This window comes from Variovorax ginsengisoli, assembly GCF_030811835.1.
GTDB lineage: Bacteria > Pseudomonadota > Gammaproteobacteria > Burkholderiales > Burkholderiaceae_C > Variovorax > Variovorax ginsengisoli_C.
Genome location: NZ_JAUSRO010000005.1, coordinates 110832 through 137092, shown reverse-complemented (window position 1 = coordinate 137092; position 26261 = coordinate 110832). Strand labels below are relative to the sequence as shown.

General features: G+C 66.0%; 23 protein-coding genes. 13 read left to right on the top strand and 10 right to left on the bottom strand.

What is annotated here, in order from left to right; all coding sequences use genetic code 11:
- Window positions 1-77 precede the first annotated feature (77 nt).
- Together J2W36_RS08880 and yihG are read right to left on the bottom strand one after the other, a co-directional pair.
- Complete coding sequence (locus tag J2W36_RS08880; protein ID WP_307689349.1) at window positions 78-2348, bottom strand: phospholipase D-like domain-containing protein; 2271 nt, start codon at window positions 2346-2348, stop codon at window positions 78-80.
- A 323-nt stretch (window positions 2349-2671) separates the two neighbouring features.
- The gene (yihG, locus tag J2W36_RS08875) at window positions 2672-3601 is read right to left on the bottom strand and encodes a 1-acylglycerol-3-phosphate O-acyltransferase, YihG family (protein WP_307689348.1); all 930 of its coding nucleotides are present in this window, start codon (window positions 3599-3601) and stop codon (window positions 2672-2674) included.
- Between the two features lie 195 nt (window positions 3602-3796).
- Between yihG and J2W36_RS08870 the strand changes: the two genes are divergently transcribed.
- On the top strand, window positions 3797-5017 hold the full coding sequence (locus tag J2W36_RS08870; protein ID WP_307689347.1) for a fumarylacetoacetate hydrolase family protein: 1221 nt from the start codon (window positions 3797-3799) through the stop codon (window positions 5015-5017).
- A gap of 4 nt (window positions 5018-5021) precedes the next feature.
- On the opposite strand, the gene J2W36_RS08865 is transcribed toward J2W36_RS08870, so the two are convergent.
- Window positions 5022-6563 carry a YifB family Mg chelatase-like AAA ATPase gene (locus J2W36_RS08865; RefSeq protein WP_307689346.1) on the bottom strand — a complete coding sequence of 514 codons (1542 nt, stop codon included), beginning with the start codon at window positions 6561-6563 and terminating at the stop codon, window positions 5022-5024.
- A gap of 209 nt (window positions 6564-6772) precedes the next feature.
- Between J2W36_RS08865 and J2W36_RS08860 the strand changes: the two genes are divergently transcribed.
- From J2W36_RS08860 to J2W36_RS08825, 8 genes are all read left to right on the top strand, one after another.
- Window positions 6773-7522 carry a TorF family putative porin gene (locus J2W36_RS08860; protein WP_307689603.1) on the top strand — a complete coding sequence of 250 codons (750 nt, stop codon included), beginning with the start codon at window positions 6773-6775 and terminating at the stop codon, window positions 7520-7522.
- Window positions 7523-7581: 59 nt separating this feature from the next.
- A complete protein-coding gene (gene glnK, locus J2W36_RS08855; protein WP_307689345.1) occupies window positions 7582-7920 on the top strand; it encodes a P-II family nitrogen regulator in 339 nt (112 codons plus the stop codon).
- A 36-nt stretch (window positions 7921-7956) separates the two neighbouring features.
- The gene (locus J2W36_RS08850) at window positions 7957-9483 is read left to right on the top strand and encodes an ammonium transporter (protein WP_307689344.1); all 1527 of its coding nucleotides are present in this window, start codon (window positions 7957-7959) and stop codon (window positions 9481-9483) included.
- Window positions 9484-9672: 189 nt separating this feature from the next.
- The gene (locus J2W36_RS08845; protein ID WP_307689343.1) at window positions 9673-10593 is read left to right on the top strand and encodes an SMP-30/gluconolactonase/LRE family protein; all 921 of its coding nucleotides are present in this window, start codon (window positions 9673-9675) and stop codon (window positions 10591-10593) included.
- A 47-nt stretch (window positions 10594-10640) separates the two neighbouring features.
- Window positions 10641-11732, top strand: coding sequence for a glycolate oxidase subunit GlcE (glcE, locus tag J2W36_RS08840; protein ID WP_307689342.1), 1092 nt, complete (start codon window positions 10641-10643; stop codon window positions 11730-11732).
- Between the two features lie 12 nt (window positions 11733-11744).
- Window positions 11745-12629, top strand: a complete 885-nt coding sequence (locus J2W36_RS08835; RefSeq protein ID WP_307689341.1) for a YoaK family protein — start codon at window positions 11745-11747, stop codon at window positions 12627-12629.
- Window positions 12607-13836, top strand: a complete 1230-nt coding sequence (gene glcF / locus J2W36_RS08830) for a glycolate oxidase subunit GlcF (RefSeq protein ID WP_307689340.1) — start codon at window positions 12607-12609, stop codon at window positions 13834-13836. Before J2W36_RS08835 ends, glcF begins: the two co-directional genes overlap by 23 nt.
- Window positions 13837-13919: 83 nt before the next feature.
- Window positions 13920-14333, top strand: a complete 414-nt coding sequence (locus J2W36_RS08825; RefSeq protein WP_307689339.1) for a peptidase associated/transthyretin-like domain-containing protein — start codon at window positions 13920-13922, stop codon at window positions 14331-14333.
- A gap of 158 nt (window positions 14334-14491) precedes the next feature.
- Here the strand turns inward: J2W36_RS08825 and J2W36_RS08820 are convergent, their stop codons facing one another.
- From J2W36_RS08820 to J2W36_RS08810, 3 genes are all read right to left on the bottom strand, one after another.
- Window positions 14492-14797 (bottom strand): hypothetical protein, encoded by a 306-nt coding sequence (locus J2W36_RS08820; protein WP_307689338.1) that lies wholly within the window; start codon window positions 14795-14797, stop codon window positions 14492-14494.
- A 130-nt stretch (window positions 14798-14927) separates the two neighbouring features.
- Complete coding sequence (locus J2W36_RS08815; RefSeq protein ID WP_307689337.1) at window positions 14928-15530, bottom strand: hypothetical protein; 603 nt, start codon at window positions 15528-15530, stop codon at window positions 14928-14930.
- Window positions 15531-15582: 52 nt separating this feature from the next.
- Complete coding sequence (locus tag J2W36_RS08810; RefSeq protein WP_307689336.1) at window positions 15583-16335, bottom strand: response regulator transcription factor; 753 nt, start codon at window positions 16333-16335, stop codon at window positions 15583-15585.
- 313 nt (window positions 16336-16648) lie between these two features.
- On the opposite strand from J2W36_RS08810, the gene J2W36_RS08805 reads away from it, so the two are divergent.
- From J2W36_RS08805 to J2W36_RS08795, 3 genes are all read left to right on the top strand, one after another.
- Window positions 16649-20026 carry a phage tail-like protein gene (locus tag J2W36_RS08805; protein ID WP_307689335.1) on the top strand — a complete coding sequence of 1126 codons (3378 nt, stop codon included), beginning with the start codon at window positions 16649-16651 and terminating at the stop codon, window positions 20024-20026.
- A gap of 23 nt (window positions 20027-20049) precedes the next feature.
- Entirely contained in the window at window positions 20050-20949 is a 900-nt protein-coding gene (locus J2W36_RS08800) for an OmpA family protein (protein WP_307689334.1), read from the top strand.
- Window positions 20950-21085: 136 nt separating this feature from the next.
- Complete coding sequence (locus tag J2W36_RS08795) at window positions 21086-21289, top strand: hypothetical protein (protein WP_307689333.1); 204 nt, start codon at window positions 21086-21088, stop codon at window positions 21287-21289.
- A gap of 37 nt (window positions 21290-21326) precedes the next feature.
- Here the strand turns inward: J2W36_RS08795 and J2W36_RS08790 are convergent, their stop codons facing one another.
- Window positions 21327-21812, bottom strand: coding sequence for a glutathione peroxidase (locus tag J2W36_RS08790; protein ID WP_307689332.1), 486 nt, complete (start codon window positions 21810-21812; stop codon window positions 21327-21329).
- Window positions 21813-21867: 55 nt separating this feature from the next.
- Window positions 21868-23172, bottom strand: a complete 1305-nt coding sequence (lplT, locus tag J2W36_RS08785; protein WP_307689331.1) for a lysophospholipid transporter LplT — start codon at window positions 23170-23172, stop codon at window positions 21868-21870.
- 194 nt (window positions 23173-23366) lie between these two features.
- On the opposite strand from lplT, the gene alr reads away from it, so the two are divergent.
- Window positions 23367-24461 carry an alanine racemase gene (gene alr / locus J2W36_RS08780; protein WP_307689330.1) on the top strand — a complete coding sequence of 365 codons (1095 nt, stop codon included), beginning with the start codon at window positions 23367-23369 and terminating at the stop codon, window positions 24459-24461.
- A gap of 29 nt (window positions 24462-24490) precedes the next feature.
- On the opposite strand, the gene J2W36_RS08775 is transcribed toward alr, so the two are convergent.
- Together J2W36_RS08775 and J2W36_RS08770 are read right to left on the bottom strand one after the other, a co-directional pair.
- Window positions 24491-25477 carry a 2-dehydropantoate 2-reductase gene (locus J2W36_RS08775; protein ID WP_307689329.1) on the bottom strand — a complete coding sequence of 329 codons (987 nt, stop codon included), beginning with the start codon at window positions 25475-25477 and terminating at the stop codon, window positions 24491-24493.
- A gap of 1 nt (window position 25478) precedes the next feature.
- Window positions 25479-26258: a class II aldolase/adducin family protein gene (locus J2W36_RS08770; protein WP_307689328.1), complete on the bottom strand. Its 780-nt coding sequence runs from the start codon at window positions 26256-26258 to the stop codon at window positions 25479-25481.
- Window positions 26259-26261: the final 3 nt, after the last annotated feature.

Sequence of the window (26261 nt, the reverse complement as noted above, 5' to 3'; positions counted from 1 at the left end):
GGCGATCAGGCTGAAGGAGGTCAAGACAGCGGCCAGCAGCAGGGCAGGCCGAAGGGAGTGTGAGGGGCGATACGTGCTCATCCGAAGCGGATCGTGCTGGTGCGGTCGTCAAAAAACTTAACGAGGGAGCAGGAGAGTGCATGGCCCTTTAGCTTTCTTGTGGCGTTGTCTTTGGCCTCTGTTTCCCATTTCTCAAACGTCTTTCCCAACACCTTCTGATCCGCGGCGTCTGTTCCCCCATCCATATCCTTAAGCCCCGCCGTGTGCTGCGCCCACACCCGCTGCCGCAGCGCCGTGGCCGCTGCCCAGTTGTCGCTGGCCATGTTCATTTCGCTGTCCACCGCGAAGCTGCGCAGGTTCAGGTTGGCGCTGCCGAGCGTGAAGAACGCGTCGTCGATGATCATCAACTTGCTGTGGATGTAGATCTCCCGATAGCGCTGGGCCGTGGCCTGCTGGAGTTGCTTGCTGCGGTCGGGCGGCTGCGGGATGGGCGCCTGGCTGTCGGTGTGGTTCTCCCACCCGCCCAGCGACACGTTGCGCGCCTGCGCCGCCGCGCGGTCGGCCTCGGCACGGCCGCGCTCGCGCAGCGCCCTCTCGTAGTCCCGCCGTTCAAGGTCGGCCTGCCGGCCCACCTTCGTTTTGCCCAGCGACCATTCCCGGTCGTACGTCCACAGGCTGCAGACGAGGGTGCGCATGCCCAGGGTGTTGGCCAGTTCGTCGCGCACGGCCTGGGCGTCCTTGTCGCCGCTGCTGGCCTGATGGGCCTTCGCCAGTTCGGACAGGGGCTGGGCGTGGGGCGGTGACATCGGGAAGGGCAGTCCCTTGGCCTCGAAGGACTTCTTCTTGGCCTGGTAGTCGGCCATGTCCCGCTTGTACTGCGCATGGGCGGCCAGCTCCTGCTTGATGCGCTTGTCCTGCTCGGGCATGGAGTCGCCCTGGCCGAGGTCGGTCACCACGTCATGGGTGCGCGGCACCATCTGCCCGCGTTCGGGCGTGGGGGTGACCGCCATCACATGCAGCGTGGGGACGCGGGTCACCGGCACACCGGCTGCGCCCAGGCCCTGCACGTATTTCTTGCGCTGGTCCTTGAGGTAACGCGCCCAGTCGCTGTTCTGGAAGTACTGGTTCTCGATGTAGATGAAGTGGCGCGCAAAGCTGCTGGCTTGGTAATACGTTCGCTCGATGGCGTGCTCGCCGCCGCCATCGGCACTGGGCAGGGTGCGCACGATCTGCACTCGTTGGCAGGGCCCCTGGATGTGCTGCGTGAGGTTCTTCGGCACGCTCTTGAGATCGACGCGACGCGCGTCGTTGCTGCCCGCGCACGCGTCCTGCTGGCGCGCCGTGTTCCAGGCTTCGACGAAGTTCTTGAAGACCGGGGCGATGGCCTGGCCTTTGATTCGGCACACGAAGTCCTGATAGGGCTTGAGCGTGGCCTGCCCCGAACTGGCGTATTCCCAGCCCGAGCCGACGGAGTGGTCCGCGCCGTCGCCCTCGTGGTTCTGGCCGCGCAGCGGGTCGTTGAAGGTGTGGGCGGGCGTGTCCCAGTAGTCGGTGACGGAGTTCAGGCCCATGACGTACGCCACGGGCGGTGCGTCGGCATCCGTGCTGTCGTAGTCGATGACGATGGTCTTCTGGTGGTGGGTGGCGGTCAGCTCCAGCGTTGTGTTCTCGGCGACGGTCCGGGGACTGGCGCCATAGCCCCGGTCGGCCTTCAGGCTGGCCACGACATCGGCGTGGTGGCTCCCGCGCGTGCGCAGCGATAGGCCTTCGATCCTGCCGCTCACGGTGTCGTGGTACCAGGAGGCGTTGAACGTCGCTCGGCGTGCTTCGGGTGACTGGTCGCGCCGCGCGTCGGCGGATGCGCCCAGCGGGGTGTTGGCGCCGCGCGCATAGGTGTCGCCAGGCTGGCCTTTGCTGCCATTGTTGGTCTTGTAGCCGGGCATGTTGCCCATCGCAAGGTTCAGGAGCGGGTCGTACCAGACCAGCAGACGCACCTTGACGCCTCTTTGCACTGCAGCCCGCAGCAAGTCGCCGTAGGTGGTGCTGGTGTCGTTGACGGACGTGCCTCCGCGTGGCCAGCTGCCGCCTTTGTCGCCGCGTATCAGTTCCATGGCTGGGTCGAAGCCCCAGGCAATGATGTCGATGCTTTTGCGCGCGCGCCGGATGTCGCCGGCGATCTTCGCGAAGCTTTCCTGGCCGCACAGGAAGACGGCCAGGTTGTTGAAGTGATAGATGGGCGTTCCGGCGTCTTCGGCGGATTCGAGCAGCCACTGGCTGCATCCGGTGGCTGTGCGCGTCTGGTCGCTCAGCGGGACGGTGGACCTGTGCTGGGTTTTAGGAGCGGACATGTCGGCACTCCGATCTCTCGCTTGCGGTGCTTGCGGAACCGCATCGCTGCACGGGCTGCACTGCAGGCTGGCCAGAGACCAGGGCATTGGCTGGCCAATGGATGCTCAAGGCGTGCGAACACACACCGTTGGAAACGAACATAGGGACTCCCTGGCATGCCAGCCTCTCACGGTGAGGGCCGATCTGAGCGCATTATTCAATGCACTACAGACCTTTGCGGCAGTGGCGGCAGGGTCTTCTGAAATGCATATCCACTATGCGTGACCGATTTAACGCCCGTTGAAAGCGCCGGAATCGGGTCCAGGGATGTCTATCCAGGAATTCAGGGTTTCAGATGCACGCCGTCGCCTGATGCCGTCCGCGTTGCCAGCAGCCCGTCGATCTCCGCATCCTTGAACGCCCAGAGGCCAGCCAGCCAGCGGTGGAACTTGCCGCGGAAGACCGAGTCGGCGACGTAGTCGCCCTGCGCGAACTCGGCCGGAATCGGCACTTCGCGCGCCCGCACCACCACCCGCGTCGTGCGGCCGCAGAGAAAGTCCCAGAAGCTCGGCACGCCGTCGGGGTAGACGATGGTCACGTCGATCAGCGACTGGAACTTGGCGCCCATCGCTTCGAGCGCCAGTGCGAGCGCACCCGATTTCGGCTTGAGCAGGTGGCGGTAGGGCGAGCCCTGCGCCTTGTGCTTGTCGGCGGTGAAGCGCGTGCCCTCGGCGAAGTTCATCACGCTGGTGGGCACCAGCGCGAATTTCTCGCAGGCGCGGCGTGTGGTCTCGCGGTCCTGGCCGCGCAGGGCGGGGTTCTTGCGCAGGTCGGCCTTCGAATGGCGCGCCATGAAGGGAAAGTCGAGCGCCCACCACGCCAGGCCGATGACCGGCACGTAGATGAGCTGCTGCTTGAGGAAGAACTTCAGCAGCGGGATGCGCCGGTTCATGGTGTGCTGCAGTACGAAGATGTCGACCCACGACTGGTGGTTGGCATTGACCAGGTACCAGCCGCGGTAGGCCAGGCCGTCGATGCCCTGGACGTCCCACTTCGTGCGCTGGGTCAGGCGCATCCAGCCGCTGTTGCAGGCGATCCAGGCCGTGGCCACGCCGTTGAGCACCGGGTCGATGGCCTTGCGCACGGCGGCGAAGGGCAGCACCAGCTTCACCAGCGCGAGCAGGAAGACCAGGCTGCACCAGAACAAGGTGTTGACGACGAGCAACAGGAAGGCGATGACGCCGCGGACGACGGGGGGCAGGAAACCGAGCATGAAGGTTCAGTGTTCTTTGGGCAGCAAGCCGGAAGTGGCGGAGCGCTGGCCGGCAGCGAGCCGGGCGCACGAGCGCGCCATTCTCCGCCTTGTTGCATGGCACGACCCTGCGCTGCATCAGTCTTCGTGCCTGCCGATGCATTGCAGTTCAGAATCCGGAGATTCCAACAACATCCTGAATGAAGAGACACGCCCATGCCCCAACCGACACCTGCTGCCACCGCCACCCTCCACCCCACGGCAACGACCACCCCTTCCACACTGCCGCACGATGCGGACCGCGCCACGCTGATCGGCCGCGTCTGGCAGCCTGAGCTCGGCCCGGTGCTGGTGGCGGTGCATGCGGGGCAGCTGCACGACCTGTCGCGTCTTGCGCCGACCACCAGCCAACTGCTCGAACGCGAGACCCCCGCCGCCGATGTGCAGCAGGCGCTGCGCGACGGCAGTGCGCCAGCCATTGCCGCGCTCGACGCGGTCTTGGCCAACAGTGACGAGGCCACCCGCGACACCGGCCGCGCCTGGCTGCTCGCGCCTTGCGACCTGCAGGCCGTCAAGGCCAGCGGCGTCACCTTCGTGGCCAGCCTGCTGGAACGCGTGATCGAGGAGCAGGCCCGCGGCGACGCCTCCCGCGCCGAAGCCACGCGCGCGGCGCTCGGCGGCGTGCTGGGCGACAACCTCGCGGGCATCGTGCCGGGTTCGCCCGAGGCCGCGAAGGTCAAGGAGCTGCTGATCGCGCAGGGTGCCTGGTCGCAGTACCTGGAAGTCGGCATCGGCCCGGACGCCGAGATCTTCACCAAGGCGCCCGTGCTCGCCGCCGTGGGCCAGGGCGCCGACGTCGGCATCCATTCGGGCTCGGCCTGGAACAACCCGGAGCCCGAGGTGGTGCTGGCGGTCGACAGCCGTGGTCGCACCCTCGGCGCGGTCCTGGGCAACGATGTGAACCTGCGCGACTTCGAAGGTCGCAGCGCGCTGCTGCTGGGCAAGGCCAAGGACAACAACGCGTCGTGCGCCATCGGCCCGTTCATCCGGCTGTTCGACGCGCACTTCGGCATCGACGATGTGCGCCGCATCACCGTGGCGCTGAAGGTCGAGGGTCCGGAAGGCTTCGTGATGGAGGGGGCCAGTTCGCTGGCGAAGATCAGCCGCGACCCGCTCGACCTGGTGGCGCAGGCCATCGGCACGCACCACGACTATCCAGATGGGCTGATGCTCTTCCTGGGCACCATGTTCGCGCCCACGCAGGACCGCCACGGCCCGGGCCAGGGCTTCACGCACGTGGTCGGCGACCGCGTGACGATCTCGGCGCCGGAGCTCGGCGCGCTCGCCAACCGCGTGGTGCATGCACAGGACGCCGCGCGCTGGCGCTTCGGCATCGGCGCGCTGATGCGCAACCTGGCGGGGCGCGGGCTGCTCTGAGGCCTCACCCGCCCTGCAGTGCCCGCCGGTACTGCACCGCCTCCGCCACATGCGCCACCTGCACCTGGTCGGCGCCGGCCAGATCGGCGACGGTGCGCGCCACCTTCAGTGCGCGGTGCGTGGCGCGGGCGCTCCAGCCCAGCTTGGCCGACGCGGTCTGCAGGAAGCGCATCGCGGCATCGTCGAGGCCGGCATGCCGGTCGATTTCTGCGCCGTGCAGGGCCTGGTTGGGCTTGCCCTGGCGTTCCAGCGCGCGGGTGCGGGCGGCCTCGGCTCGCGCGCGGATGTCGGCGGTCGCTTCGCCGGCCGGCGCGCTCAGCAGCTCGGTGGCTGGCACCGCAGGCACCTCGATGTGCAGGTCGATGCGGTCGAGCAGCGGGCCGCTGAGCTTGGACTGGTAGCGCGCGATCTGGTCGGGCGTGCAGCGGCAGGCCTTGGCCTTGGCGCCGAGGAAGCCGCAGGGGCAGGGGTTCATCGCCGCGATCAGCTGGAAGCGGGCCGGGAATTCGGAGCGCCGCGCCGCGCGCGAGATGGTGATGGTGCCGGACTCCAGCGGCTCGCGCAGGGCTTCCAACGCGCTGCGGGGGAATTCGGGCAGTTCGTCGAGGAACAGCACGCCGTGGTGGGCCAGCGAGATTTCGCCCGGCCGGGGCGGCGAGCCGCCGCCCACCAGCGCCACCGCACTGGCCGTGTGGTGCGGCTGGCAGGTCGGCCGCAGCCGCCAGCGCGCGAGCTTGAAGCGGCCCCCCAGGCTGGCGACGGCCGCGCTTTCCAGCGCCTCGTCCACCGTCATCGGTGGCAGCAGGCCGGCAAAGCGGTGCGCCAACATCGATTTGCCGGAGCCTGGCGGGCCGACCATCAGCAGGCTGTGGCCGCCGGCTGCGGCGATTTCGAGCACGCGCTTGGCGGCGGTCTGGCCCTTCACGTCGGCCAGGTCCGGGTACGCCTCGGTCTGGATGGCGGTGTCGGGTACCACGCGGGCCCAGCCGTCTGAATCGGGCGTGAGCGGCTCGGGCGGTTCGACGCCCGGCGGCAGGAACTGGCGTACCACGTCGAGCAGGTGGCGCGCGCCATAGATCTCGGCGCCGGGCACCAGCGCGGCCTCGCTGGCGCTGGCGGTGGGCAGCACCAGGCGGGTGGCAATGTGGTGCGCATGCAGCGCGAGTGCCATGGCGAGCGCGCCGCGCACCGGGCGCAGTTCGCCCGACAGCGACAGCTCGCCAGCGAACTCGTGGCCCGCCAGCCGACTGGCGTCGATCTGGCCGCTGGCTGCCAGGATGCCCAGTGCGATGGGCAGGTCGAAGCGACCGGAATCCTTGGGCAGGTCGGCCGGCGCCAGGTTGACCGTGATGCGCTTGTTGTTGGGGAATTCCAGACCGGCGTTCTGCAGCGCCGAACGCACCCGCTCGCGGGCTTCCTTGACTTCGACGTCGGCCAGACCGACCAGCGTGAAGCTCGGCAGGCCATTGGCCAGATGCACCTCCACAGTGACATTGGCGGCGTCGAGGCCCACCAGTGCACGACTTTGGACCAAACACAGACTCATTCGGACAAAACTCCCCAAAAAGGTGCCAAAGAATGCCGGTGCGGTCTGGCGCACTCTTTGTGTGCACCCATGGACGTAACAGTCGGCAAGCAATTGGAACCCGTCTGCGCGGACTGAATCATCGCTGCGCTGCACCAACTGTGCGGTTTGGCACGCTCCCTGCTTTGACAAGGTTCCCATTCAATCAAAGTTCCAGGAGTCACTCGATGATGCACCGTAAAACTGCCCAGGCCTTGGCCGTGGTCGCCCTTGCAGCCCTGCCCATGCTGGCCAGCGCCCAACTCACGGCCAACATCGGGTTGACTAGCAACTACAAGTTCCGTGGCCAGGACCAGGATTCCATCGGCAGCAACGGCACGGTGAAGTCCAAGGCATTCAAGCCGGCCATCCAAGGCGGTTTCGACTACGCGTTCGGCGAAACCGGCTGGTACGTCGGCAACTGGAACTCCAGCGTCAACTGGCTCGCTGGCAACAGCATCGAGAGCGACCTCTACGGCGGCTACAAGTTCACCGCCGGCGGCATCGGCTGGGACGTGGGTGCGCTGACCTACATCTACCCGGGCAACAAGAACGGCAACACGACCGAGCTCTACGGCGCCGGCTCGTTCGGCCCGCTGACCCTCAAGTACTCGCACACCGTCTCCAAGGACTACTTCGGCTGGGCCGGCGAGAACTCGGGTTCGGGTCTCAAGGGCACCAACACCGGCTACCTGAACCTGGCGTTCGCCCAGGAAGTCGCACCGTCGGTGACGCTCAAGGCCGCCGTGGGCTATACGCGCTTTGCCAGCGACATCAAGGACCTGGGCGTGCCCAACTACGTGGACTACGCGCTGGGCGTGTCCTATGACTTCGGCAGCGGCGTGGCCCTGTACGGCGGCGTGCAAGGTGCCAACAAGAAGAACTACTTCGGCGACGTGAACAAGGCGCGCGTCATCGTCATGCTGAGCAAGACGCTGTAAATACAAAAGGCGCGGCCCATGCTGCCGCGCCGAAGCTTTTCATCTCAAGGAGAACTTCCATGAAGTTGGTCACAGCCATCATCAAACCATTCAAGCTCGACGAGGTCCGAGAGGCCCTCTCGACGATCGGTGTGCAGGGGATCACCGTGACCGAGGTCAAGGGCTTCGGTCGCCAGAAGGGTCACACCGAGCTCTACCGCGGTGCGGAATACGTCGTCGACTTCCTGCCCAAGGTGAAGATCGAGGCAGCCGTGTCCGACGATCTGGTCGAGCGCGTGATCGAAGCCGTCGAAGGCGCTGCGCGCACGGGCAAGATCGGCGACGGCAAGATCTTCGTCTACAACCTCGAGCAGGTCGTTCGCATCCGCACGGGCGAAACCGGCCGCGAGGCGCTCTGACGCATTGAGTTCACAAGGCACGAAAGAATAATCGACATGAAAAAACTGCTTGTCTCACTGGCGCTCGGTCTGAGCATATTGACGGCCGGCGTGAGCGCTATCGCTCAGGCCCCAGCCGCCGATGCCGCGGCGTCCGCTCCTGCTGCTGCGGCGGCACCGGCTCCCGCCGCAACGCCTGCGCCTGCCGCTGCCGCGGCCGCGGCACCTGCCGCCGAGGCCCCCGCAGCCGCCGCGCCGTCGTTCAACAAGGGTGACACCAGCTGGATGATGCTGTCCACCCTGCTGGTCATCATGATGACCGTCCCCGGCCTGGCGCTGTTCTACGGCGGCTTGGTCCGCAGCAAGAACATGCTGTCGGTGCTCATGCAGATCATGGTCACCTTCTCGCTGATCGTGGTGCTGTGGCTGATCTACGGCTACAGCCTCGCGTTCACCGAGGGCAACTCCTTCATCGGCGGCTTCGATCGCCTGTTCATGAAGGGCATCTTCGATCCGGCCACCGGTGTGTTCGCGCCGGGTGCGACCTTCAGCAAGGGTGTCTACATCCCCGAGCTGCTGTTCGCTGCCTTCCAGGCCACGTTCGCCGGCATCACCTGCTGCCTGATCGTCGGTGCCTTCGCGGAGCGCGCCAAGTTCTCCGGCGTGCTGCTGTTCATGGTCCTGTGGTTCACCTTCAGCTACCTGCCGATCGCCCACATGGTCTGGTTCTGGATGGGTCCTGACGCCTACACCGCCGCCAACGTGGTGGACAGCATGAATGCCAAGGCCGGCCTGATCTGGCAATGGGGTGCGCTCGACTTCGCAGGCGGTACCGTGGTGCACATCAACGCCGCCGTCGCCGGTCTGGTCGGTGCCTACGTGATCGGCAAGCGCGTTGGCTACGGCAAGGAAGCCTTCACGCCGCATTCGCTGACGCTGACCATGGTCGGTGCCTCGCTGCTGTGGGTGGGCTGGTTTGGCTTCAATGCAGGTTCGGCCCTCGAAGCCGGCACCAGCGCTGTCCTCGCCTTCATGAACACCTTCTCGGCCACCGCCGCCGCCGTGCTCGCATGGTGCATCGGTGAAGCACTGATGCGCGGCAAGTCGTCGATGCTCGGTGCCGCCTCGGGTGCCGTAGCCGGCCTCGTGGCCATCACCCCTGCCGCCGGCAACGTGGGCCTGATGGGCGCCATCGTGATCGGTTTCGTCGCCGGCTTTGCCTGCCTCTGGGGCGTCAACGGCCTCAAGAAGATGCTCGGCGCGGACGACTCGCTGGACGTGTTCGGCGTCCACGGTGTCGGCGGTATCGTCGGCGCGCTGCTGACCGGCGTGTTCAACACGCAGGCCCTCGGTGGTCCTGGCCTGGTCGGCGACTGGGTCACGGCGGCGGTCACGTCCAACGGCATCGGCGCGCAGGTCTGGATCCAGCTCAAGGCTGTGATCCTGACGATCGTGTGGTCGGGCGTGGTGGCGTTCATCGCTTTCAAGATCGCCGACCTGACGATCGGTCTGCGTGTCACGGAAGAAGAAGAGCGCGAAGGCCTCGACATTTCTTCCCACGGCGAAACCGCCTACAACCGCTGATCTTCCCGCTGATTTTCCGGAACGGCGCCGCGTCCCTGAGGGGATGCGGCCCGTCCCGAACCAAAGAGTTTTCACGCGAGAGTCTCCTTTGGATGTTCGGCCCGCTCGTGCTTCGGCACTGGCGGGCCTTTTTTTCGTCCAGGTCCGACCTGCAGCCCGAAGCGCCAGCACCCATGCACAATGGTCGGTATGTGGCACAACCTCAACGACAGCCTCAGCGCGCTGGGCGAATCACCTTTCTGGCATCCGCAGGAGCGCTCCCTCTATTGGCTGGACATCGCCGGCCGCGCACTGTTGCGCACCCGTGGCGACATCGCCGACGCGAGCGTCGAACGGTGGGCGCTGCCGAGCGAGCCGGGCTGCGTCGCGCCTGCGCGCCGCGGCGGTCTGGTGATCGCGCTGCGCGACGGCATCTACCGCGCCCGTGAATGGGGCGGTGCGCTCACACGCATGGCCGCCTTCGACTACGACACGCGCACCATGCGCTTCAACGACGGCAAGTGCGACCCGCGCGGGCGATTCTGGGCCGGCACACTCAACGAGGCGAAGGACGGCCCCACCGCCCGGCTCTACTGCCTGGATGCGCGCGACGGCATCGCACCGCGCGTGACCGAGATGGCGGGCGACGCCACCACGGCCAACGGCCTGGCGTTCTCGCCGGACGAGCGCACCGTGTACTGGTCCGACACCGCCGCCCACGTGGTGCGCGCCTGGGACTGGGACGCCGAGACCAACGCCATGCGCCAGCCGCGCGTGTTCCACCAGTTCCCCGCCAAGCCCGAAGGCTGGACGCCGGACGACGGCGCCAGCTATGCGGGCCGCCCCGACGGTGCCACGGTCGACGCCAACGGCCACTACTGGGCCGCGATGTACGAGGGCGCGCAACTGCTGCGCTTCACCCCGCAGGGCGAACAGGTCGAGGCACTGCCGCTGCCGGTGCAATGCCCGACCATGCCCTGCCTGGGCGGCGACGACCTGCGCACGCTTTTCGTCACCAGCGCGCGCCGTGGCCGTCCAGAGGCCGAGCTCGCGGTGCGGCCGGCTTCGGGCAGCGTGCTCTGGACGCGCGTGGCCACGCCGGGCCTGCCCGTGCATTTCTTCGAGGACTGACGCGCACGGCGCACGCAGGCGACGCCCGCGGCCGTACCATTGCCGACATGGACCCCGAGCTGCATCACATCGTCGAGCGCATCCGGGCGGCGACCGCCACGGCCAGCCCCCTGCGCATTCGCGGTGGCGACACCAAAGACTTTTATGGCGAGGCGGTGGCGGGCGACGTGCTCGACCTGCGCCCGCTTTCCGGCATCGTCAGTTACGAGCCCAGCGAACTGGTCGTGACCGTGCGCGCGGGCACGCCGCTCGCAGAGCTGGAAGCGCTCCTGAAGGGGCAGGGGCAGTGCCTGCCTTTCGAACCGCCGCATTTCAAGCCGGGCGGCACGGTGGGCGGCATGGTCGCCGCGGGGCTGGCCGGCCCGGCCCGGGCCAGCGTCGGTGCGACGCGCGACTATGTGCTCGGCGCTATGCTGGTCAACGGCCGTGGCGACGTGCTGGGCTTTGGCGGCCAGGTCATGAAGAACGTGGCAGGCTACGACGTCTCGCGCGTGCTGGCCGGATCGCTGGGCGTGCTCGGGCCGATCACCGAAGTCAGTCTGAAGGTGCTGCCGGTCGCCCCGGCCGAGACCACGTTGAAGTTCGACTGCTCGCAGGCCGATGCGCTTGAGTTGCTCCACGGCTGGGGCGGTCGGCCGCTGCCGCTGAACGCGAGTTGCTGGGTCGAGGACCAGGGCGTCGGCACGCTCTACCTGCGCCTGCGCGGCGCCGTAGCGGCCGTCGACGCGGCCTGCGCGCAGCTCGGCGGCGAGCGCCAGCCCGATGCGGCCGCCGACTGGATCGCCTGCCGCGACCTGCGGCTGCCCTGGTTCGCCGGGCGGCGTGGCACGCACGCGCTCTGGCGGCTTTCGGTTCCGCAGACCGCACCGGTGCTGCCGGTCGCGGGCACGCCCTTGATCGAATGGCATGGCGGCCTGCGCTGGTACTTCGCCGAAAGCGAGCCAGAGGGCCAGGCGCTGCGCGCGGCCGCGCGCGCCGTGGGAGGGCATGCCACGCTCTTCGAGCCAGCCGAAGGCCACCGCGGCACGCTGCCACGCTTCGACACGCTCAGCGTGCCGCTGCAGCGCATCCACCGGGCGCTGCAACGCGAGTTCGATCCGGCCGGCATCTTCAATCGCGGCCGCCTTCTCGCGCATTGATCAGACTGCACCATGCGCCGCCTGCTTCACCTCTCGGGCCAGCACCGCACCTTGTCGCTGGACCGCATGTTCGGCCTGCTGCTTGCCTTCAACGCGGGCGCGGTGAACGCCGGCGGGCTGCTGGTGGTGCACATGTACACCTCGCACATGTCGGGCTTCGCTTCGCAGGTGGCCGACGGCCTCGTGCTAGGGCATCTGCCCTTGCTGCTCGGTGCCGTCGGTGCGCTGCTGGCCTTCACCGTCGGCGCCGCCACCAGCGCCATGATCGTGCACTGGGGCCGGCAGCATCACCTGCGCAGTGCCTATGCGATGCCGCTGCTGCTCGAGGCAGCCTTGCTGCTGGTCTTCGGGTTGCTCGGCGCCCTCACGCTGAGCTGGCACACGCCCTTCGCGGTGCCGCTGACCGTGCTGCTGCTGTCCTTCATCATGGGCCTGCAGAACGGGCTGAGTTCCATCATGTCGCACGGCAAGATGCGCACCACGCACATGACCGGCCACGTCACCGATCTGGGCATCGAGCTGGGGCGGCTGTTCTATCGCAACCAGCGCCACACGCCCGAGCACGTCCGCGTGCGTGCCAGCCGGCCGGCGATCGCCCAGCACGGCGGCCTCATCGGCATGTTCATCGTCGGCGGCCTGGTGGGCGCGGCGGGCTTCAAGTACGTCGGTTTCGTGTGGGTGGTGCCGCTCGCTGCACTGCTGCTGGCGCTGTCGTTGCCGCCGTTCCGGCGCGACCTGCGCCGGTCGGCCTTTCTGCGTGCGCGGCTGCATGGCCTGGTGGCGCGCCTGAAGCCCGCGCGGCGCCGGAGCACGCCCGCGACGGCATCGCCGCCGCCTCCAGAAACAACAACGGCAAGACCGGGACCCACCCACGATGCAAACCGAACTCGCTCCTGAATTCCAGGGCACGGCCGAGGGCCTGGAGGCCGAAGCCATCCTGCGCAAGTGCGTGCACTGTGGCTTCTGTACGGCCACCTGCCCGACCTACCAGCTGCTCGGCGACGAGCTCGACGGCCCGCGCGGCCGCATCTACCTGATCAAGCAGGTGCTCGAAGGCAAGACGCCCACGCGCGCCACGCAACGGCACCTGGACCGCTGCCTGACCTGCCGCAACTGCGAGAGCACGTGCCCGAGCGGCGTGCAGTACGGCCATCTGGTGGACATCGGGCGCCGGATCGTCGACGACAAGGTGCCGCGCCCGGCGCTCGAATCCGCCACGCGCTGGCTGCTCAAGGAGGCGTTGCCGTCGCCCGTGTTCGGCCCGGCCATGAAGCTGGGCCAGGCGGTGCGCGGCCTGTTGCCCGAGGCGCTGCGGGCCAAGGTGCCTGCGCGCCAGGCTGCCGGCAGCTGGCCCACGCGCACGCATGCGCGCAAGGTGCTGCTGCTCGCGGGCTGCGTGCAGCCGTCGATGAAGCCCAACATCAACAGCGCGACCGCGCGCGTGCTCGACGCGGCCGGCATCCAGACCGTGATCGCGAAGGACGCCGGCTGCTGCGGCGCAGTGAAGTTCCACCTCAACGACCAGGAGGGCGGCAAGGCGCAGATGCGCGCGAACATCGACGCCTGGTGGCCGCAGGTCGAGCAGGACGCGGTCGAGGCGATCGTCATGAACGCCTCGGGCTGCGGCGTGACGGTGCGCGATTACGGCCATCTGCTGCGCGACGACACGGCCTACGCGCTGAAGGCCCGGCGCATCAGCGAACTCACGCGCGACCTGAGCGAGCTGCTGCCTGACCTGGTGCCGCTGCTCCGAGGCCGCGTGCAGGCCCCGTCCGGCGTGGTGGCCTACCACCCGCCCTGCACGCTGCAGCACGGTCAAAAGCTGCGCGGCGGTGTCGAAATCAACCTGCGCGCGCTGGGTTTCGACGTGCAGGTCGCCAAGAGCGAGGCGCACCTGTGCTGTGGCTCCGCGGGCACCTACTCGGTGCTGCAGCCCGAACTGGCGTACCCGCTGCGCGACCGCAAGCTCGGCCACCTCAACCAACTGCAGCCCACCACCATCGTGTCGGCCAACATCGGCTGCATCACGCACCTGCAGAGCGGCAGCGCGATTCCCGTGGCGCACTGGGTCGAGCTGCTGGATTCGGCGCTGGCGCCGGCCTGACAGCCGCCACCGCCATCGGCTGACGCGCACGGACCGGTGCGCGCGGCATGCTTGTCCGCATGTTCAAGTCAGAGGAGTCGCCCATGTCCCCCCGTCGTCTGCTGGTCGTTCAAAGCTGTGTGGCCCTGGCCTGTGTCGGTGCGAGCGCGCTCACCCTGGTGCAGGCACAGAGTGCGGTGCCCCCGATGCGCAGTGAAGGCCCGGTGAGCTACGCCTGCGGCGGGATCGGCGTCGACGAATCCACCGCGATGCGCGCCGCGATGAAGTCGCACCCGCTCTCGTTGCTGTTCGCGCGTGCGGACGGTGCCTATGTGGCGGACGTGTCGGTCACGCTGACCGGCGCAGGCGCGCCCGTCCAACTGCGCGCGGGCGGCCCCGTATGCCTGCTGAACCTGCCTGCTGGCCAGTACACGGTGGAAGCGGTCACCGACGGCATGAGCAAGCGGCAGGCCGTGACGGTGGGCGGCGCGCCCAAGACGCTCGACTTCCGCTTCTAGTTTCTGCACCGATGTAGTCGCATCCCACACATCGGTGCGCGTTTGGGATGAACCGTCGCCTCAGGTTGGGGGGGCGACATCGATGCACTTGACAGGGCCGGGTATTGCGCTTCAGATTTGAGTCCGTCGCGCGGCATTTCAAACACGAATCGCCACACTTACTGTGGTAATTGCTGCAACACCTCATTAGTAAAGTAGGGTTCGTCCTCGACCCAGAAAATATAATCCAGCCCGAGGTGGTTTCGGGAGAAATCGATAATATCGGCAACCGTGTTTTTCTTTCCTGTTTTGGGGTTGATTTGGCGCAGATTGCCGTTCTGGACTGCCATCCCTTTTGCCAAGGTATCTGGATATGCCTTGAAGAACCCGTAGGTTTGTGCCATATGACTTTTACGATAGGGCATCAAGTCCGGTCCACCTACTCTCATTTTCAGTTTCTTCGCTTCGGCGAATAAGCTGCGCATATAGCCCTTGTCCTGCTAGGGTAGCCACTCGCCAGGTAGAAAATTCACCTACACCATTTGTGTCGATTTTCTGAAAGCGCGACTCAGTGCCTCCATATTTGACTTGATCGCATTCGCGTATGTTTTTGGATCAAAATCCTTTGGGGGAAACGGTCGTGCCGTCCGGCTGCTCGATGCCGATTTCGATAGGGCTCTCGCTAAAATTCATTCCTTCGATTTGCCCGTCTAGTTCCTTTCCTGACGCAGCAATTAGCTTTTGGAAGCGATCGCGCACCGGTTTCTCCCACATCTTTGCCGACCACCTGTATTCGTCATCAGTCTCGGGTTTTTTAGGATCGCGCTCTGAAGCTGAGAGCATGCTCTGTTTCAATACGCCACCCTTGTAGATGGGATCGAGCAACAGATCATTCGGTACATTTTTTCTATTGGTCTGGAAGGATTTTTCCTGTAGTTGTATCCAGAGTTTCTTGTTGATAGAACTCAAATAGCCAAAGTCCTGCTTGATCGCGGAAAAATCGTATTGGTCTTTGACTGGCTCCAGGCTGCGCCAGGCATAGACAATTTGCGCCCCGCTAAAACGCGAATCGAACAAGGCCTTTTCCGCTCTGACATTTGGGCCGTTTGCTTCGCGATTAGGGAGGTAAATGTAATTTTTGGCGGGCTGGCCTAAAGCAAAAGCCGTGCTGGTTATGAGTAGGGCTAGAGTAAAAATTAAATTATTTATTTGGTTCATCTTGTAATTTTTTATTTAGAAGTACATTCAATAGACGGATGAACGCTGATCTTTACTCTTCGGCGCGAACCCATTCCAGCCGGTAGCCTTGCCCGTACACAGTTTGAAGTCGAATGCCGTTGGCGGGATGAAGGCCGAGTTTGCTGCGCAATCGGTAAATATGGCTGTCCAGGGCGCGGGACGACAGGTTTTCGCCGCGATAGCTGGACTGCTCGAGCAGGTAGGAACGTGAAACCGGCTGCCCGATGTGCCTGAACAGTGCCAGCGCCATGCGGAATTCGCGGTCGGTCACGCAATGTTTTTGCGCCCGCTCGCCGGCACGAGCGGAAAACTCCACGAACAATTGCCCGCGATCGAACAGCCAGGCGCCGTAGCGTTCCTGCAAAGGCGTCTGGGTGATGGCCTTGGCCTGTGTCGAATCCCTGCGTTGCTTGAGTAGCCGACGCACCCGTGCACACAACTCGAGCGTTCGGAACGGCTTGACGACGTAGTCGTTGGCGCCTTCGTCCAGCGCCTGGACCACCTGACGCTCGGATCCCTGCGCGCTGAGCATGAGAACCGGCGTCGTGTCTTTCTGGGAATCGCGCAGCCAGCGCAGCAGATCGATGCCATCGAGATCGGGCACGATCCAGTCGAGGATCAGCAGATCGAAGGTGTCCACGCGAATTGCCCGGCGCAACGCCTCGCCGTTGTCGAAGGTGCAGATTGCGATGTGTTCATCGGATATCACCATCTGCTGACTCAGGGCCTTGATCAAGTGGACCCGTTGATGAGTGTCCTCCTCCAGCACTGCGATGCGCATCATTCGAATTTCTCACCCTGTATTTATCTCTCTTATTTCCCCTGCCGCAACGATCACCAGACCTGCACTCGACGATCGCTCCCTGCAGCTTCCTCGGCAATTCTAGAAGTGTGTGAAACACCGCAGCGTTTTGTAAATGCCAACTAAGTTGCATTTTCAGATTCGATCTTCGCGCAAATATCGCTAAATCTCGCGCCTCCCGCTGCGGACGCCCCTTTGTCGGCACCATCCGCCCCCTGCTAAAGAAAGTTGACCCCAAGCAACAACAACAACGTTGCGCCGGGCCATTGAACAACTACGGAACAGGGGCGAAAGCATGAACAGGACTTATCGATCGGTATGGAACGAGGCGCTCGGCGCCTGGGTGGCAACGTCTGAACTCGGCGGTGGTCGCCGCAAGGGAGGGCTGCGGGTGAGCGTCGCAACGGCGACGTTGCTGTTGGCAGTGGGCGCGGCACAGGCACAGTCGCAAGGGGCGAAGTTTTACGGACCGGTGCAAATCACCGACGGCACAGCCGATATCAACCCGGGCTCCATGCTCGAAGTTGAAAGCACCAACCGCGGCGTGCTGATGCCGCGCATCGCTTTGAAAGACCGAGCGACCTGGGGCCTCAACGGCAACAAGCCGGTCGAAGGCATGATGGTCTACAACACCACTGCCACCACGGGAGCCAACGGCCTGCAGGCTGGCATGGCTGTCTGGAAGGGCGGACAGTGGGTCAGCGTGGACGAGACGCCGTACCTGCACGTGAACTCGACCGCCACGGGCAACTCCACGCTGGCCAATTCCGGGGCGACCGGAGCCAACTCCATCGCCATCGGCCCGGGGGCTGCGGCAAACACAGCCGACTCGATCGCCTTGGGTCGCAACGCATCGGTCGCGGCTGGCAACTCCAACGTCCAGGCGGGCGGCCTCGCCATCGGCGTTGGAGCGCAGGTCAAGCACAACGACGTCAAGCTGTCGGACGGTACCGTGGTGACGCCCGGCGGCAATCTGGGCTCCGTCGCCATCGGCCAGAATGCACACGCCAACTACAACAAGGAAACCGTCGTCGGTGCCAACGCCGGGTTGAACGGCAAGCGCTACATCCCGGAGGGCGAGACGGCGGCCGACATCCGGACCTATGGCAGCGACAGTGTCATGTTCGGCACCAACGCGGGCCAGGATTCCCAGTACCTCTATGCCACGTTCATCGGTGACGAAGCCGGGCGCGGCAGCGCGGGCCAGCACAACTCGTACGTGGGCCAGAACGCAGGCCGCTGGCGGGATGGCAGTTTCAACACCACGTTGGGCAGCAACACGTTGGCTGGCACGAGTTCGTCATCGCACTTGACCGGTAACAACAATGCGGCCATCGGCACCTTCACGGGGGCGGGTTCTAGCGGGGACTACAACACCTGGACCGGTTACTTCGCAGGCGGCTATACCAAGGGCAACCACAACACGGCAACCGGTGATGGTGCTGGCGGCGGCGTGACGGGCGACAACAACGTCGCCAGCGGAACAGCCGCCGGTGCTGCCGTGAACGGCAGCGACAACGTGGCGATCGGCAATTTCGCAGGTTATGGCGTGTCCGCCAACCGAACGATCTCGATGGGGAGTAGCGCGCAGGCCTCCGCGGATGACGCCATTGCCATCGGTAGCTTCAGCACGGCCTCGGGCGCGAGCAGCATCAGCGTCGGTACGGGCAACACCGTCAGCGGTAACAAATCCGGCGCCTTCGGCGACCCGACGACCATTACAGGTACGGGCTCGTATTCGGTGGGCAACGACAACAAGATTGATGCCAACAACGCTTTCGTCGTGGGCAACAACGTGACCATCGACAAGGGTCTGGATGGCGCGGTGGGTATCGGCAACAACAGCACCGTGGCGGCCTCGACTGTTGCTTCGTACAACCCGGGCACCGGCAAGGTGGCGGGTACGGCCACCGGCAGCAATGTGGTGAGCGTGGGTGCCGAGGGCGCCGAGCGTCGCCTCACCAATGTGGCGGCGGGTGGTGCCGATACCGATGCGGTGAACGTGTCGCAGTTGAAGGCGACCGACGCGACGGCCAACAAGGGCTGGAACGTCTCGGCCCAAGGTGCGAACAGCACGAACGTGACGCCGGGTGCTTCGGTGGATCTGAAGAACAGCGACGGCAACGTCGTGGTCAGCAAGACCACCGACAGCAACGATGTGACCTTCAATCTGGCGAAGGAACTGGCGGCTAACAGCATCACCACCGGCAACAGCAAGCTGGACACGAACGGCCTTGTCGTCAACGACGGCACGAACAACACCAGCTATGGTCCGACCGGCATGACCATTGCCAACGGCCCGAGCGTGACGATCAATGGCATCGACGCTGGAAGCAAGAAGATCACCAATGTCGCCCCTGGCACGATCTCGTCGAGCTCGACCGATGCGGTCAATGGCTCGCAGCTCTATGCGGTCAGCACGGCAGCCAACGCCGGCTGGAACATTTCGGCCCAAGGTGCGAACAGCACCAATGTCGCCCCAGGCGCCTCGGTGGACTTGAAGAACAGCGACGGCAACATCGTTGTCAGCAAGACCACCGGTAGCAACGATGTGACTTTCAACCTGTCGAAGAACCTGATGGCGGACAGCATCACCACGGGCAATTCGAAGCTGGACACCAACGGCCTGACGATCGCGAACGGCCCGAGTGTCCTGGCGAGCGGTATCGATGCAGGTGGCAAGAAGATCACCAATGTGGCTGCTGGTACCGCCGGCACGGACGCCGTCAATCTGAACCAGCTGGCGGCAGCCCAGGCGGCGGCCACCACCCATTACTACAGCGTCAACTCGACGGGCGGTACGAACCAGGACAACCTGGGCGCGGCAGGTGCGGATGCCATCGCATCCGGCAAGAATGCGTCGGTTGCAAGCACCAGTGCTGGCGGTGTTGCCATGGGCTTGGGCGCGACCGTGCAGGCGAATGCGGCGCAGGGCGTGGCCCTCGGCGCGGGCAGCCAGGTGACGCAGGCCGGTGGTGTCGCACTGGGCGCGGGCTCCGTCGCGTCGACGGCCGCTGGCGTCGCAGGCTACGTGCCACCGACCGCGACAGCCGAGCAGCGCGCAGCGATCGGCGCGACGACCAGCACGCAGGCGGCGGTGTCGGTGGGTGATGCGGCCAATGGCCAGTACCGCCAGATCACCGGTGTGGCCGCAGGCACGGGCGACAGCGACGCGGTGAACGTGAACCAGTTGAAGGCGGTGCAGGGCCAGGTCATGCAGATGGACCAGGGCGCGGTGAAGTACGACACCAATGCGGATGGCTCGGTCGACCACAGCAACGTGACGCTGGGGGGCAGCAATGCCACGGGTCCGGTCACGGTCCACAACGTGGCGCCCGGCGTGCAGGGCAATGACGCCGTCAACGTCAACCAGTTGAACGCTGTCAACAACAACCTCAACAGCCGCATCGATTCGGTGAACAACCGCATCGATGGTGTCGCCAGGAACGCCTATGCGGGCGTCGCCTCGGCGATGGCCTTGCAGATGCCTGGAACCTACGTACCGGGCAAGACCGTCATGCGCCTGGGCGTCGGCGCCTTCAAGGGCGAGAGTGCGGTGGGCCTCAGCTTCCGCCGCACCTCCGAAAACAACGCATGGAGCGTGACGGGCGGTGTCGCCACCAGCCGTGCGGGCGTCGGTGCCACGGTCGGCGCCGAGTGGGTCTTCAACTGATCACGACAAGGACTGCATTCATCATGAAAACGATTTTTCAAACCAAGACCCCCGTCGTCGGCTCTGCGCTGCCGCTCATTGCAGCCTGCGTGTCGGCCCTGCTGACGGTGGGTTGTGCCTCGCCGAGCTACACCATCACGCCGGAGATGCAGGCGCGCGCTGCCGCCGACAACCCGGCACCACCGAAGGACGCCGACTTCCCCGCCATGACTTCGGCCAAGTGGCAGCAAGGCAGCTTTCCGAGCCTTGAGGCCCTGCGCGCCATGCGCACGGGCATGGGCAAGGACCAGGTGCGCGATCTGCTGAGCTTTCCGCATTTCAGCGAAGGGCTGGGCGGCGTGCGCGAGTGGAACTACATCTTCCACTTTCGCACCGGTCGCGGGCCGGAGTACATCACTTGCCAGTACATGGTGCGTTTCAATGCCGACGTGCTGACCAACGGCATGTATTGGAAGGGACCGGGTTGCACAGAGCTGCTTGCGCCCCCGGTCGCAGTGGCGCCGCCGCCGCCCGTCGTGCTGCCACCGCCTCCACCCGTGGTGCCCGCGAAGACCATCCTGGGCGCCGACGGAATGTTCCGTTTCGACCGCAGCACGCAAGGCGATCTGCTGCCCGAGGGCCGGCAGCGCATCGAGAAGCTCGCATCGGACCTGCGTGGCCGGTCCTTCGACCGGATCGTCGTCACCGGCCATACGGACCGGCTGGGCTCCGCGGCCTACAACGACACGCTGTCGCTGGCACGTGCACAGACCGTACGGCAGTTGCTGGTGCAGAACGGGGTTGATCCCGCACGCGTGCGTGCCGAAGGCCAGGGCGAACGGCAGCCGATATCCCACTGCGCCGGTACGGCTCGGACGCCTGAGTTGATCGCGTGCCTGCAGTCGGACCGCCGCGTCGAGATCGAGGTCATCGGCTTGCGGTAGGGCGGACATGCCGGGCGCATCATTCGTACCGAGTGTTTCCAAGGCCAAGGCGCGTGCATATGGCGTCGTCCTTGGCGCCATGCCGGCCATGCTGGCATGGCCTTCGCACCGCTCGGCGTGACGATCGCACGCACCGATGCGGCTGCGACGAGCCTGGGGAGCGCCTCTTTTGCGCCGACCCTGCGCGGACGTGGCGGCGCAAGACCTGCGCTACACCCAGCCGCTGCAACGTCTGGGCGACCAGATCGTCGTCGTTCCCCACAGCGCGACGCACCATGTCTATCTGATCCGCACCGCGGGAGGATGCGTCAGCGTGATGAAGGAAATGATCTACTCGTGAAGGCGCTGCCTGCGCCGGTGCGCCGATGCGCAGCCCCTCATCCCCGCAGCGCGGCTTCGATGTCCTTTGCCAGCGATGCGGGTGTGTCGAGCGGTGCGTAGCGCTTGATCACCTGGCCGTCGCGGCCGACCAGGAACTTGGTGAAGTTCCACTTGATGGCGGTGCTGCCGAGCAAGCCCGGTTTCTCCTGGACCAGCCATCGGTACAGCGGGGCGGCGTCGTCGCCCTTGACGGCGATCTTCTCCATCATCTGGAAGCTGACGCCGTAGTTCTTCGTGCAGAAGGCACCGATTTCATCGTTGCTGCCCGGGTCCTGTCCGCCGAACTGGTTGGACGGGAAGCCGAGGATGCTCAAGCCCTCATCGGCATAGCGTTGATGCAGTTCCTCGAGCCCGGCGAACTGCGGCGTGAAGCCGCACTTGCTGGCGGTGTTCACGATGAGCAGCACACGGCCGCGGTAGTCGCCCAACGAAATGGCCTGGCCGTCGATGGCCTGTGCGGTGAAGTCGTAGATCGATGCCATCGGCGTTCCTCGTGGGTAGGTGTGAAGGAAAGGCGCGCCGCCGGCTGTGCGGCACTCAGTGGTGCTTGTCGCTGCGCGCGATCGACAGCAGGTGTTCGACCTCTTCGGGGTATTTGCGCAGGTTGCTTTCGTGCCAGCGCTTGATGACCCACATGAAGCCCGCGACCACGATGCCGAAGGCGGTGATGGCGGAATACGCCGACAGGCCCAGGCCGGTGCAGGCGCTGTAGAAGGCGCCCAGCACCAGGATGCAGGCCTGCTCGTTGAAGTTCTGCACGGCAATCGAACGCCCTGCGCCCATGAGGTTGTGCCCGCGATGCTGCAGCAGCGCGTTCATCGGCACCACCAGGAAGCCGCCGAAGGCGCCCAGCAGGATCAGGAAGGGCACCGCGACCCACAGGTTGCCGATGAAGTTCATGCAGATCACCAGCAGGCCCATGCCGATGCCCAGCGGGATCACGCGCGTGGCCATGTCCAGCCGCATGCGCATCGAAGCGACCACGGCACCCACCGCAGTGCCGATGGCGACCACGCCGGTCAGTGACGACGCCTGCGCAGTGCTGTAGCCCAGCGCGAGCGACGCCCATGCCAGCACGATGTATTTCAGGTTGCCGCCCGCGCCCCAGAACAGTGTGGTCGTGGCCAGCGAGATCTGGCCGAGCTTGTCGCGCCACAGGCGCGAATTGCACTGCCAGAAGTCGGGCAGCAGGGCGCCCAGGTTGCGCAGGAAGCCGTGCTCGGGGTTCGAGCGCAGTGGGCGCATCTTGACGCCGGTGTGCGGAATGCGGGTGTTGAACCAGGCCGCGATCATGTACACGAAGATGAGCGAGGCGATGGCGGCGGCCGGTGGCGAATCGACACCCGTGTCGATGAACGGGAAGTCGAAGGCCAGCAGGTGGCTGGACACGGTATGGCCGACCAGCGTGCCGCCCAGCACGATGCCCAGGATGATCGACGCGATCGTGAGACCTTCGATCCAGCCATTGGCCTTGACCAGCTGCGACGCCGGCAGCAGCTCGGTGAGGATGCCGTACTTGGCGGGCGAATAGGCCGCCGCGCCCAGTCCCACGACGGCATAGGCCAGCAGGGGATGGGAGCCGAACAGCATCATCAGGCAACCCACCACCTTGATGGCATTGCTGATGAACATGACCTTGCCCTTGGGCAGCGCGTCGGCGAAGGCGCCCACCAAGGGCGCGAGTGCCACGTAGAACAGCGTGAAGATCGGCACCAGGGCCGCACGCTGCCATTCGGGCGCCCCCGACGAGCGCATGAGCTCGACGGCGGCCACGAAAAGCGCGTTGTCGGCCAGCGACGAAAAGAACTGGGCCGACATGATGGTGAAGAAACCGCGCTTCATCGATGGGCTGGCTGGCCAGAGATCTGCTGGCGATGGGTAAGAGGGCGGTTGAAGAAACTTCGCGGGCGTAGCCCTGAGGCGAATGCGCGGTTATAGCATGGGGTGAAATGAGAAAATGTCGGCCACAACCCGACATCTTGTCGCCCCCGTGGCATGCGAGGCGGGTGAATCCCCACGCTCACCAGGTTTTTTTCGTGCCACGCCCCATTCTTGCCACCGTCCATCCGGCTGCCCTGCGCCACAACCTCGACCGTGCACGCCGTGCGGCGCTCGACGCGCGGATATGGGCCGTCGTCAAGGCCAATGCCTATGGTCATGGCATCGAGCGCGTGTTCGACAGCCTGCGTGCGGCGGACGGCTTTGCCATGCTGGACCTGGCCGAGGCCGAGCGCGTCCGTGCGCTCGGCTGGCGCGGCCCCATCCTGCTGCTCGAGGGCGTGTTCGACGCGCGCGACCTCGAACTCTGCTCGCGGCTGGACCTGTGGCACGCCGTGCACTGCGACGCGCAGATCGACTGGCTGGCCGCCCACAAGACGCAGGTGCCGCAGCGCGTGTTCCTCAAGATGAATTCGGGCATGAACCGCCTGGGCTTCGCGCCCGAGCGCTTCCGTGCGGCCTGGACGCGGCTGAACGCGCTGCCGCAGGTCGACGAGATTTCGCTGATGACGCACTTCAGCGACGCCGACGGCCCGCGCGGCGTGGCCGATGCGCTCGCCGCGTTCGAGCACGCCACACAGGACCTGCCGGGCGAGCGCTCGATCGCCAACAGCGCGGCCGTGCTGCGCCATGGCCCGCAGACGCGTGCCGACTGGGTGCGCCCGGGCATCGTGCTCTACGGCAGCGCGCCCGACTTCCCGGCGCACGACGCGGCGCATTGGCAACTTCGGCCCACGATGTCGCTGCGCACCAGGCTGATCGGCGTGCAGACGCTGCAGCCCGGCGCCACGGTCGGCTATGGGTCCAGCTTCGTCGCCGATGTCCCCATGACCATCGGCGTGGCCGCCGTGGGGTATGCCGACGGCTATCCGCGCCATGCGCCGACCGGCACGCCGGTGCTGGTCGACGGCGTTCGCACACGGGTCGTCGGGCGTGTCAGCATGGACATGGTCACCATCGACCTCACGCCCGTGCCGAACGCCGGGTTCGGCAGCGAGGTCACGCTGTGGGGGAGTGCCTCGACCGGCGCCGTGCTGCCCATCGACGAGGTGGCGCAAGCGGCGGGCACGGTCGGCTACGAGCTGATGTGCGCCGTGGCGCCGCGGGTGCCCTTCGCGGTCGAAGCCGACTGAAAAGGGTGCACGGCCGTCGGGCGTGCGCTTCAAAGTCCGGGATACAGCCCCAATTGGCGCGTGCGCAACCGCGCCAGACCCAGGAGCGCGTCGGTAAAGGGCGTCGGTGTCTGCGTGAGCTGGCCGAGTTCGCGCACCACCGTCACCAGCGCGTCGAGCTCCACCGGCCGCGATGCTTGCACGTCCTGCAGCATCGAGGTCTTGAAAGCGCCGAGCTTGCGGGTCACGACGTGGCGGTCTTCGGGGCTGTCGGCAATCGGCACGCCGATGCGCGCACCGATCTCCTTGGCTTCGAGCATCACGCGCGAGATGAAGCCGAGCACCAGATCGTCCTGCATGATCAGGTCGGTGGTCGTCCCCGTGAGCGCGCTGATCGGGTTGACCGTCATGTTGCCCCAGAGCTTGTACCAGACGTCTTTCTGGATCTGGGGCGACACGGTGGCCTGGATGCCGCCGCGCACCAGCCGTTCGGCCAGCGCCTGCACGCGGGGCGTGGCTTGGCCCGAAGGCTCGCCGATGATCAGCCCGTTGCCGAAGTGATGCCGCACCACGCCGGGCGCGTCGAGCGAGCAGCTCGCATGCACCACGCCGCCGATGACATGGCGCGCCGGTATGGCGGCGGCGATCTGCCCGTCCGGGTCGACCGCAGCCAGCCGCTGGCCGGCCAGCGGGCCACCGAAGCCGCCTTCCAGGAACCACCACGGCACGCCGTTCATGGCGGTCAGCACGACCGTGTCGGGGCCGATCAGCGGCGCAATGCGTGCCGCAACCGACGCCAGCGCCGGCGCCTTGACCGCGATCACCACCAGGTCCTGCACGCCGAGCGCAGCGGGGTCTTCCTCGGCGCGGACCGGCATGGACGTGCGGACTTCGCCCTGCACCAGCGTCAGCCCGTCGGCGCGCAAGGCCGCAAGGGTCGCGCCGCGTGCCACCACGTGAAGCTGCTCGCCTGCGCGGACCAGCGCCGCACCGATCCACCCACCGATGGCGCCGGCGCCATAAATGCAGATTTTCATGTCAGTTCTTGTAGCTGTCGTCGATGCGGTCGACCTGCCGCACCAGGGCGTCGAACACGTCCTGGCCGGCACCGTGGTTCGGATTGAACTGCAGCGCATCGCGCGTGCAGCGGGCGGCCACGGCTTCGCTCACAGGAATCGCACGGCCCATCGAGAACGTCGCCATCTGGATTTCGCAGGCGCGTTGCAGCGTCCAGAGGATGGCAAAGGTCTGCGGCAGGGTGTGGCCCCAGGCCAGCAGGCCGTGGTTGCGCAGGATCACCGCCTGGCGCTCGCCAATGCTTTGCAACAGCCGCGGGCCTTCGTCGGCATGGATCGTGATGCCTTCGAAGTCGTGGTACGCGACCATGCCGTGCAACTGCGCGGTATAAAAGTTGGTCTGCTGCAGGCCGCCCTCCAGGCAGGCCACCGCCACGCCGGCCGTGGTGTGCGTGTGCATCACGCAGTGCGCACCGGGCAGGCCGTCGTGGATCGCGGCATGCACCGTGAAGCCGGCCGGGTTGACCGCATGCGTCGAGCCGTCGAGCACGCGGCCCTGCAGGTCGATCTTCACCAGGTTGCCGGCGGTCACCTCGCTGTAGTGCAGTCCGAAGGGGTTGATGAGGAACTGCTTGTCCCCGCCCGTCACGCTGTCGGGCAGCCGCAGCGTGATGTGGTTGTAGATCATCTCCGTCCAGCCCAGCATCGCGAAGATGCGGTAGCAGGCCGCGAGCTGGAGGCGGGCGGCGCGTTCGTCGGGGTGGATCGTCGGATGGACCAGGGTCGAGGCGGTGGTGTTCATGGC